Source organism: Neobacillus drentensis, from assembly GCF_036962765.1.
Taxonomy (GTDB): domain Bacteria; phylum Bacillota; class Bacilli; order Bacillales; family Cytobacillaceae; genus Neobacillus; species Neobacillus drentensis_C.
The window spans coordinates 19,597-29,403 of sequence record NZ_JBALOS010000074.1 but is presented as its reverse complement, the minus strand read 5'-3'; the positions used below and the strand labels follow the sequence as shown (position 1 = coordinate 29,403).

The window sequence follows — 9,807 nt, the reverse complement described above, 5'->3', positions numbered from 1 at the left end:
ATAGTAAGATATGTAATGTAGGATATCGAACAATGGAGGAGTGAGCGCCTGTGCCAATTGATTGGGATGAAAAGGATGGGATTTTTCATTTGTACAATAACAAAATTAGTTATTTGATTCAAATTGTCCATGGTAAATATCCCGCACATTTGTATTGGGGCAAGAGGGTTAAGGCGCTGCAGCCTTCTTCCATTCTGACGTTTAAACGCAGGCCTTTTTCGCCGACGACGGAACCTTCTCTTCCGCAATTTTCACTTGATACACTGCCACAGGAATATCCCGCTTTTGGGAATGGGGACTTTCGTTCGCCGGCCTATCAGATCCGTTCCGCTGACGGAACTACGGTAACGGAATTTGTCTATGATTCTCATGAAATTTTTCAAGGAAAGCATCCACTAGAGGGATTGCCGGCAGCTTATGTCGAGAATCATTTTGAGGCAGAAACATTAGTGCTAACAATGGTAGATTCCATGCTAGGAATCGGGATGAATCTTCATTATACAATTTACTGTGATTTTGATGTGATAACGAGATCGGTCTCCTTTGAGCACCTTGGGAGCCATGATGTGGAAATACATAAATGTATGAGTATGTCAGTAGACATGCATCAATCAGATTGGGATTGGCTGCACCTTTATGGAACATGGGGGCGTGAGCGTCACATCGAAAGGCAGCCACTCAACCACGGAATTCAAATGATTTCATCAGCTCGGGGTGCAAGCAGCCATCAACATAATCCTTTTATTGCGCTGCTTTCAAAAGACGCCAACGAAGAGTATGGGGAGGTATATGGAGTCAGTTTGGTCTACAGTGGGAATTTTCAAGCTTCCATCGAAGTGGATCCGTATCAAACCGCAAGACTTAGCATCGGCATAAACCCCTTTGATTTTACTTGGGTGCTGAAGCCGGGGGAAACGTTTCAAACACCTGAGGCTATAATGGTTTATTCCTCGGAAGGGCTTGGAGGAATGTCCAGGACTTTTCATAAAATACTGAGGGAAAGAGTTTGTCGTGGGGTATACCGTGACAAAACACGCCCAATTCTCATTAATAACTGGGAAGCTACCTATTTTAATTTTAATGAAAAAAAACTTTTCGATCTTGCGGATGCAGCAAAGGAGTTGGGCATCGAACTGTTTGTATTGGATGATGGCTGGTTTGGGCATCGTGACAATGATAAAAGTTCGTTGGGTGATTGGTTTGTTTTTAAGAAAAAACTTCCGAATGGTTTAGACGGGCTGGCTGATTATATCCAAAAAAAGGGGATGCAATTTGGGCTATGGGTCGAGCCGGAAATGGTTTCTCCTGACAGTAATTTGTACCGGAAGCATCCTGATTGGTGTCTCCATGTGCCGGGACGGAGCCGGACACAGTCCAGAAATCAGTTAATTCTTGATTTAAGCCGGGAAGACGTATGTAATTTTTTAATCGAAACGCTCACCCGCGTTTTTAGCAGTGCTAAGATCTCCTATGTGAAATGGGATATGAATCGTAATATGACCGAGGTGGGTTCGACTGCGCTTCCACCCCATAGGCAAAAGGAAACCGCACACCGTTATATGCTTGGCTTGTATCGAATCCTAGAAAAACTGACCAAACGATTTCCACAGATCTTATTTGAAAGCTGTTCCGGAGGAGGCGGTCGCTTTGATCCTGGCATGCTCTATTTTATGCCGCAAACCTGGACGAGTGATGATACAGATGCTGTTGAACGGCTTAAGATTCAATACGGAACAAGTCTCATTTATCCTGCGATTACCATGGGGGCACATGTATCAGATGTGCCGAATCATCAGGTGGGGAGAACTACACCGCTTTTAATGAGATGCCATGTAGCGATGGCTGCAAATTTGGGGTTTGAATTAAATATCGACAAACTGAGTAGTGATGATAAGAAGGTTGTAATGGAGCAAATCAAACGATATCATCAAATCAAGGATATTGTCTGTTTTGGTGACTTATACAGGCTGTTAAGTCCGTTTGATGGAATGGATTCGGCTTGGATGTATGTTTCACCGAATCAGGAAAGGGCTGCAGTTTTTTACTATAAAACCTTGGCAACACCGAATCCGCCGTTTTTCCGGCTGAAGTTGCGCGGGCTAAAGTCGTGTGAGATTTATAGAGTAAATAAGGGAGAACAGGTATATGCGGGCGATGAGTTAATGAAAATTGGATTAACGCTGCCACTGATAAATAGAGATTTTTCCTCGAGTATTTACCACATTGAAGCATTCGAAAAGTAATCAAATATAAAATATGATCTTTCAGGTCTGATATAATCGTAGTATTTGTAATCGCTTCCGTAAGGGGAAAGAAGCCTCTTGAAATGGTCCGAGTAGAAAAACAGGGCAAATTTTTAATGTAAGGGGAGAGTTCATATATGGAAAAATACATTTTATCCTTAGATCAAGGGACAACAAGTTCACGTGCGATTCTTTTTAATAAAGAAGGAAAGATTGTTCATGTTGCTCAGCAGGAGTTTCAGCAATACTTCCCACAACCGGGTTGGGTAGAGCATAATGCCAATGAAATTTGGGGTTCAGTCATAGCCGTAATGGCTTCCTGTTTGGCTGAGGCGAACGTAAAACCAGAACAAGTGGCTGGAATCGGTATTACTAACCAGCGGGAAACAGCAGTCGTCTGGGATAAAGAAACAGGGCAGCCGGTCTATCATGCGATTGTTTGGCAATCCCGGCAAACGGCAGAGATTTGTGAAGAATTAAAAGCAAAAGGTTATGACCAATTATTCAGAGATAAAACTGGCCTGTTACTTGATGCCTATTTCTCTGGCACAAAAGTAAAATGGATTCTTGATCATGTAGAAGGCGCAAGAGAAAAAGCAGAGCGTGGAGAGCTGCTATTTGGAACGATTGATACTTGGCTTATATGGAAACTATCTGGTGGAAAGGCCCATGTAACAGATTACTCCAATGCATCGAGAACATTGATGTATAATATTCATGACCTTAAATGGGATGAGGAGTTATTAGAAATTCTTTCAGTTCCTGCTTCGATGCTTCCGGAAGTACGCCCATCTTCAGAAGTATACGCCAAAACAATTGATTCCCCTTTCTCCGGCGCTAATGTGCCAATTGCCGGCATTGCAGGGGACCAACAAGCGGCATTATTCGGTCAGGCATGTTATGAAAAAGGAATGGCGAAAAATACGTATGGGACCGGATGCTTTATGCTTATGAATACCGGCGAACAAGCAGTAAAATCAGCGAATGGGTTGTTAACGACCATTGCTTGGGGGATTAACGGAAAAGTAGAATATGCTTTAGAAGGAAGTATCTTTGTTGCCGGTTCTGCTATTCAATGGCTCCGTGATGGGCTCCGTATGTTTAGAAGTGCTGAAGAGAGTGAGAAATTTGCTACGAGTGTAACATCTACCGATGGTGTTTATGTAGTTCCAGCATTCGTGGGGTTAGGAACCCCTTATTGGGATAGTGATGTACGTGGTTCTGTCTTCGGCTTAACACGTGGAACAACGAAAGAACACTTTGTTCGCGCAACGTTAGAATCGCTTGCGTATCAAACAAAAGATGTATTAACTTCAATGGAAGCAGATTCAGGGATCTCACTAAAAGCTCTGCGTGTAGACGGCGGCGCTGTTGCCAATAACTTCTTAATGCAATTCCAAAGCGATATGTTGGATGTACCAGTTGAACGCCCAGAAATTAGGGAAACAACCGCCTTAGGAGCCGCTTATTTAGCAGGATTAGCAGTAGGTTATTGGGCAAGCCAAGAAGAAATTGCTGCTCAATGGCATATGGATGAGGCATTCAATCCAAATATGGCTGAAGAGGATCGAAACAATCTATATTCAGGCTGGAAAAAGGCTGTAAACGCAGCTAGGGCTTTTAAATGATGGAACGGAATGATATACTAAACTTAAATTAATATTTCGAATATTTCGCCAGGAAGATTAGAGAGACCACAACAAAGCATTGGATTTTTAACCATTGTCTTTGTTGTGGTCTCTTTTTCATTCCTATTGGAGGTAAGCATTGTGGAAATATTAAAATTTTCGAGTTTGAATCGAAACACAATCTTAAAGGAAATGGCAAGAGAAGAATGGGATGTGCTTGTCATCGGTGGTGGAATTACAGGCGCTGGAATCGCATTCGACGCCGTCACAAGAGGCATGAAAACAGCACTTGTTGAAATGCAAGATTTTGCCGCTGGGACTTCAAGCCGCTCAACGAAACTTGTTCACGGCGGTCTCAGGTATTTAAAACAATTCGAAGTGAAGATGGTTGCGGAAGTAGGGAAGGAACGAGCGATTGTATATGAAAATGGCCCGCATGTAACGACACCTGAATGGATGCTCCTGCCGATGCATAAGGGTGGAACGTTTGGAAAAATGAGTACATCAATTGGCCTGCGAATCTATGACTTCTTAGCAGGAGTAAAAAAAAGTGAGCGAAGAAAAATACTTACTTTTGAAGAAACCATTCAAAAAGAGCCGCTTATTAAACGAGAGGGATTAAAAGGCGGCGGTTATTATGTGGAATATCGTACTGATGACGCCCGGTTAACCATCGAAGTCATAAAAGAGGCGGTCGCGCATGGTGCCAAAGCAGTAAATTATTCAAAAGTAATCGAGTTTATTTATCAAAATGGTAAGGTAACCGGTGCTAAAGTTGAGAATCTATTAGCTGGGACGGTTTATGATATTTATGCGAAGCATATCATTAATGCCACTGGCCCTTGGGTTGATTCCCTCCGCGACAAAGATCAGTCGTTAGCTGGAAAAAAACTGCGGCTCACAAAAGGGGTCCATTTGGTAATAGATCAGTCGAGATTTCCCCTAAAACAGGCCGTGTATTTTGATACAGCAGATGGCCGCATGGTTTTTGCCATTCCAAGGGATGGGAAAACGTATGTAGGGACAACAGACACCTATTATGGCAACGATCCGATTCATCCAAAAATGACGGACGCTGACAGAGATTACATTCTTAATGCCATTCATGATATGTTTCCAACCATTGCAATTAAGGCAGAGGATATTGAATCCAGCTGGGCAGGGGTAAGACCGCTTATTTATGAAGAAGGCAAGGATCCCTCAGAAATATCGCGAAAGGATGAAATCTGGGTCTCAAATACTGGGCTGGTTACAATCGCAGGCGGGAAGCTGACGGGATACAGAAAAATGGCGGAAACGGTGGTGGACTTGATCGCTAAACAGAGCGGCCATTTTCAAGCATGCCAAACCAAGCATTTACCTATATCCGGTGGTCATGTTGATGGGGCTCGTAACTTCGCTTCCTTTATTGAAAAAAAGGAAAAAGATGGCGAGTTAAGAGGATTTTCAAAGGAACAATATCGAAAATTAGTCCATCGCTACGGCTCCAATATCAACCGTATTTTTGAAATGGCCAATAAGTATGACTCCACTAACAAATTTGGCTTGCCGCTAGAGGTGTATGTTCAAATCGTTTATTCCTTTGAGGAAGAAATGACAGTAAAACCAGTCGACTTTTTTATCCGCCGAACGGGAGCTTTATTTTTTGATATTCACTGGGTAGTAGAATGGAAAGATGCCATTATGGACTATATGGAAGATGCGCTTGGATGGACGGTGGAGGAGAAGACCCGATTCAAGGAAGAATTAGAAACAGCCATAACGGATGCAGTCCATCCGATTCCTAATGAATGATGTGAGTTATTCTCGAAGTGCATTCCCAATGTTAACCTAATTTTTGGAGGATTGAAAAACTAATCAAACGTTTGATTGAATAAGTGATGGGCTTGGAATATAAAGAATAGTCACGTCATATTATTTACCATATCAAACGTTTGATTGAAATAAAGAGTGGCAGGTATATGGTGACGACCATAATTCCGACTTAATGCATTGGAATATTTGGATTGCAATTTTTCCAAAATTGAAGGAGGGGAAAATCATGAATTTCATGCTTATCATCGTGAATGTTGCTGTGCTGCTATTACTCATGTTTGGATTATTTACGATGCAAAAGAAGCATGTTTCTTTTTCCAAGCGTGTTTTTAGTGCACTGGGTTTAGGTATTATTTTTGGTTTTATTATTCATCTAATTTATGGCACCACACATGAAGTAACAACAGGTTCGATCGATTGGTTTAACATTGTCGGAAATGGCTATGTGAAACTATTACAAATGGTGGTTATGCCGCTCATTTTTGTTTCCATTGTAGGGGCCTTTACAAAATTGAAGTTAACAAAAAATATAGGGAAAATAAGTTTCCTTGTCATTGGGATTCTGCTTGCAACGACGGCCATTTCTGCAGCGATTGGCATCGGCTCTGCATTAGGGTTTGGCCTTGATGGGGTTCAGTTAACCCAAGGAGAAGCAGAAGCTGCGCGTAATGCCCAATTAGAGGAAAGAGTCGCAGGGATAGAAAATATGACACTCCCTCAACAAATAATTGAGTTAATCCCAAGCAATCCATTCCAGGATTTAACCGGAGCACGCGCGACATCGACGATTGCGGTTGTTATTTTTGCTGTGTTTATCGGGATTGCTTACCTAGGGGTCAAACGAAAGGACCCGGAACAAGGGGAATTTTTTGCAAGGATCATTGATACTTCCTACTCAGTTGTTATGAGGGTAGTCACACTTATTCTACGTTTAACTCCATATGGAATTCTTGCGATCATAACCAGGGTTACCGCAACAAGTGATTATGCCGCGATTGCGAAATTAGGTAAGTTTGTGATTGCCTCCTATGTGGCACTCATTCTAGTGTTCATCGTCCATTTATTACTATTATCCTTTGCAAAACTAAGTCCTGTAAATTATGTGAAAAAAGGGCTGCCAACCTTGACCTTTGCCTTCACCTCAAGGACAAGTGCGGGTACATTGCCAATGACAATTAAAACCCAAACCAAAGACTTTGGTGTATCAGAAGGAATCGCAAACTTTGCAGGGTCGTTTGGGCTTACCATTGGTCAAAACGGATGTGCAGGTGTTTATCCAGCGATGTTAGCGGTGATGGTGGCTCCAGCCGCAGGTGTCGATCCTACGAGCATATCCTTTATCTTAACACTCATTCTTGTGGTTGCGATTAGCTCCTTTGGTGTTGCCGGTGTAGGTGGCGGCGCAACTTTCGCTGCATTGATCGTTTTATCAGTCATGAATCTTCCAATTGCGATCGTTGGTTTGCTTATTTCTGTGGAGCCTCTTATTGACATGGGACGTACAGCTCTAAACGTTAGCGGAGCAATGACATCAGGCATATTAACCAGTAAAGTAACAGGCGAATTTGAAAACGAAGTCTACAAACAACCAGAAATTGTTGAAGCATAAAAAAAACTAGAAACAAGGTTTTAGGGCTTTTTCGCATCGCGGAAGAGTCCTTTTTTTGTTCACGAATAAAAAATAGGCAGGTTCGCCATATATTTTGAATTTAAAATACTTGAATTCAAGATAAAATCGAGGTACACTGTATTTGTAGGAAATAGTATTCGGATTAATGATACGTAAACTAACCATATTAAAAATAAGAACATTTAAAGAATAGATGACGAAAGGATGAGGAGAAAATGGATAAATTTCATCAAGCTCCAAACATTTATGTCGGTGAGGTCGATATTAAAGTAAAAAACCTAGAATATTCTTTAACCTTTTATCAAAATATCATGGGTTTTCAAGTATTGGAGAAATCAGAACGTCAAGCAGTCTTAACCGCCGACGGAAAAACCCCATTACTAACGCTTGAGCAGCCGAAAGATGTGGTGGCGAAAACAGGACGTACGTCAGGGTTATATCATTTTGCCATCTTGCTTCCTTCACGAGCGGATCTATCGGTCTTTTTACGGCACATCATTCAAACGGGATACCCACTCGGTGCTGCAGATCATTATGTAAGTGAGGCGTTATACCTTAATGATCCAGACGGTAATGGAATTGAAGTGTACCGGGACCGCCCTTCTTCTGAATGGAAATGGAACAATGGTTTAGTAGAAATGGCGACAGAAGAGCTTGACGGAAATGGAATTATCGCAGAAAGTGATGCAGAATGGACCGGATTGCCAGTTGGCACGCTTATGGGCCACATTCACCTTCATGTAGCAGATTTGAAAAAAGCAGAAGAATTTTACACGAAAGGGCTTGGTTTGGAGGTTGTAAGTTACTATCCACAAGCAGCTTTCCTTTCATCCGGGCGATATCATCACCATATTGCCATCAATACTTGGCAGGGACAGGGGGCAGTAACCCCACCGAAAAACAGTGTTGGATTAAATTGGTATTCACTCGTTTTCCCTAATCAAGCTGCAAGAGAGAAAGCTATTAACCAACTCAAGCAAATCGGGGCGCAGGTAACAGAGGAAGCAGATTTCTTTGTAACAGAAGATCCTTCAGGAAATCAAATCCGCTTAGTGATTTAAATGCATGTGGGAGAATCGTAAGATAAGGTGTCAAAGATAAGGTGTCAGGCACCACTCGTGGACATTTGTCCACGGGCGGTGCCTGACACCCTTTGTCGCTTAACTTTATAAAAAATAAAGACTTGGGGATATAAAGTTTTCCCAAGTCCTTTTAATGTCACTATTTTTCAGATGTGTTACCTTTATTAGCATTGGTGTTTTTTTCGTCAGTGGATCTTTTCACACCTTTGCTGACATACGGCTTGGCGCTTTTTGCTTTTTTTACTCCAGCTTGCCAACGAGTCCAGCCCTTTTTGCCTGTTCCTCTGCCGGTTCCGCCTTTCCCTTTCGCACTACTCATTTAACCACTCCATCATTAATGTACGTACATCTAACCGTCGTTGGTTAGTTTAACACAGTTCATGGTGATTTGCCCTGAAATATTCGTTCGTTAATGATTGAAAAACCCCAAGGCATATTTAATTCCTTCTTCGATTTCGTTCGTCTCATAGCCTAATAAATCCTCATGGGTGACTTCTAACTTTGTTCTCGCTAAGGAATAGCCGCTATCTAATTCGATATCAAGCAGCACTTCATACCCTGTGGCCGTTTGGGTAATTTTAATAACGTCATATTCGCGAATAGCCGTGCCAGTTTCGTATTCTAGGGGTTCTAATTCTGACATGGAAAACAACACCTCCAAGTAAATTCGGTCATAGGTATTATCATTTCCAAAGTTGCGATTAAACATCAGCAATAGAGTTATTTTCTTATTAGCAATTTGAACCCTCATAATTAGACCGGGAAACATGAAAGGATTCAACTAGGTTAAAAGGGATTACGAGGAAGATGGCGAATAAGAATGGATGCATTATTTTTCCAGATGGAGGTAATTGAATGAATTTGGATACATTATATGTAATTGATCAAAAAGACGGTTTAGGCTTGGAATTCAGTAAATTGGTTTCGATGATGAATTATACGAGGTACACGACAACTGAAGCCGTAAAGGCCCTAACAGTGGAAGAACTAGACTTCCTTTACGATGAGGGAGCAAATTCAATTGGAATGTTATTAGCCCATTTGGCTGCGGTCGAGAAGGCGTATCAGATAGAAACGTTTGAGAACCGTGATCTCACTGAGAAAGAGTTGAGCAAGTTACTTCCCGGATTAGATTTGGGAAGCCTCGGGCGAGAACAAATTAAAGGAAATACAATTGATTATTACTTGGAGCAATTAGCCGAAACGAGGAACACCACAATCGAAACGTTTAAAACACTTCCGGATGACTGGTTATATGAACAAACCCCATTTTGGTGGGAGCGTCCTGCAAATAATTTCTTTAAATGGTTCCATGTGTTTGAAGATGAACTGAGTCATCGAGGCCAAATTCGCTTGATCAAAAAAATGCTGAGTAATCGGAATCGGTGAAAAAAGCCATGGATAAAATT

At 41.8% G+C, this 9,807-nt stretch carries 8 protein-coding genes; 6 read left to right on the top strand and 2 right to left on the bottom strand.

From position 1 onward, the window contains the following. Window positions 1–50 precede the first annotated feature (50 nt). From V7137_RS11220 to V7137_RS11200, 5 genes are all read left to right on the top strand, one after another. On the top strand, window positions 51–2,243 hold the full coding sequence (locus tag V7137_RS11220) for an alpha-galactosidase (RefSeq protein WP_335698168.1): 2,193 nt from the start codon (window positions 51–53) through the stop codon (window positions 2,241–2,243). 137 nt (window positions 2,244–2,380) lie between these two features. Beyond that, window positions 2,381–3,871, top strand: coding sequence for a glycerol kinase GlpK (glpK, locus tag V7137_RS11215; protein WP_335698167.1), 1,491 nt, complete (start codon window positions 2,381–2,383; stop codon window positions 3,869–3,871). A gap of 192 nt (window positions 3,872–4,063) precedes the next feature. Further along, on the top strand, window positions 4,064–5,665 hold the full coding sequence (locus V7137_RS11210) for a glycerol-3-phosphate dehydrogenase/oxidase (RefSeq protein ID WP_335698171.1): 1,602 nt from the start codon (window positions 4,064–4,066) through the stop codon (window positions 5,663–5,665). Window positions 5,666–5,912: 247 nt separating this feature from the next. Further along, window positions 5,913–7,295, top strand: coding sequence for an L-cystine transporter (locus V7137_RS11205; protein WP_335698166.1), 1,383 nt, complete (start codon window positions 5,913–5,915; stop codon window positions 7,293–7,295). A 236-nt stretch (window positions 7,296–7,531) separates the two neighbouring features. Next, window positions 7,532–8,377: a VOC family protein gene (locus V7137_RS11200; RefSeq protein ID WP_335698165.1), complete on the top strand. Its 846-nt coding sequence runs from the start codon at window positions 7,532–7,534 to the stop codon at window positions 8,375–8,377. Between the two features lie 160 nt (window positions 8,378–8,537). Here V7137_RS11200 and V7137_RS11195 read toward each other — a convergent pair whose 3' ends face one another. Both V7137_RS11195 and V7137_RS11190 read right to left on the bottom strand, forming a co-directional pair. After that, on the bottom strand, window positions 8,538–8,717 hold the full coding sequence (locus tag V7137_RS11195) for a DUF3934 family protein (protein WP_335698164.1): 180 nt from the start codon (window positions 8,715–8,717) through the stop codon (window positions 8,538–8,540). 90 nt (window positions 8,718–8,807) lie between these two features. Then, complete coding sequence (locus tag V7137_RS11190) at window positions 8,808–9,041, bottom strand: hypothetical protein (protein ID WP_218347949.1); 234 nt, start codon at window positions 9,039–9,041, stop codon at window positions 8,808–8,810. A 212-nt stretch (window positions 9,042–9,253) separates the two neighbouring features. Here V7137_RS11190 and V7137_RS11185 point away from each other — a divergent pair, with 212 nt between their 5' ends. Continuing rightward, on the top strand, window positions 9,254–9,787 hold the full coding sequence (locus V7137_RS11185) for a DinB family protein (RefSeq protein ID WP_335698162.1): 534 nt from the start codon (window positions 9,254–9,256) through the stop codon (window positions 9,785–9,787). The last annotated feature ends 20 nt before the right edge of the window (window positions 9,788–9,807 follow it).

What these genes read in the sequence shown, in the direction of transcription:
- glpK (WP_335698167.1), top strand. Translation starts at nt 2,381, where the DNA reads ATGGAAAAATACATTTTATCCTTAGATCAAGGGACAACAAGTTCACGT.
- V7137_RS11210 (WP_335698171.1), top strand. Translation starts at nt 4,064, where the DNA reads ATGGCAAGAGAAGAATGGGATGTGCTTGTCATCGGTGGTGGAATTACA.
- V7137_RS11205 (WP_335698166.1), top strand. Translation starts at nt 5,913, where the DNA reads ATGAATTTCATGCTTATCATCGTGAATGTTGCTGTGCTGCTATTACTC.
- V7137_RS11200 (WP_335698165.1), top strand. Translation starts at nt 7,532, where the DNA reads ATGGATAAATTTCATCAAGCTCCAAACATTTATGTCGGTGAGGTCGAT.
- V7137_RS11195 (WP_335698164.1), bottom strand. Translation starts at nt 8,717, where the DNA reads ATGAGTAGTGCGAAAGGGAAAGGCGGAACCGGCAGAGGAACAGGCAAA.
- V7137_RS11190 (WP_218347949.1), bottom strand. Translation starts at nt 9,041, where the DNA reads ATGTCAGAATTAGAACCCCTAGAATACGAAACTGGCACGGCTATTCGC.
- V7137_RS11185 (WP_335698162.1), top strand. Translation starts at nt 9,254, where the DNA reads ATGAATTTGGATACATTATATGTAATTGATCAAAAAGACGGTTTAGGC.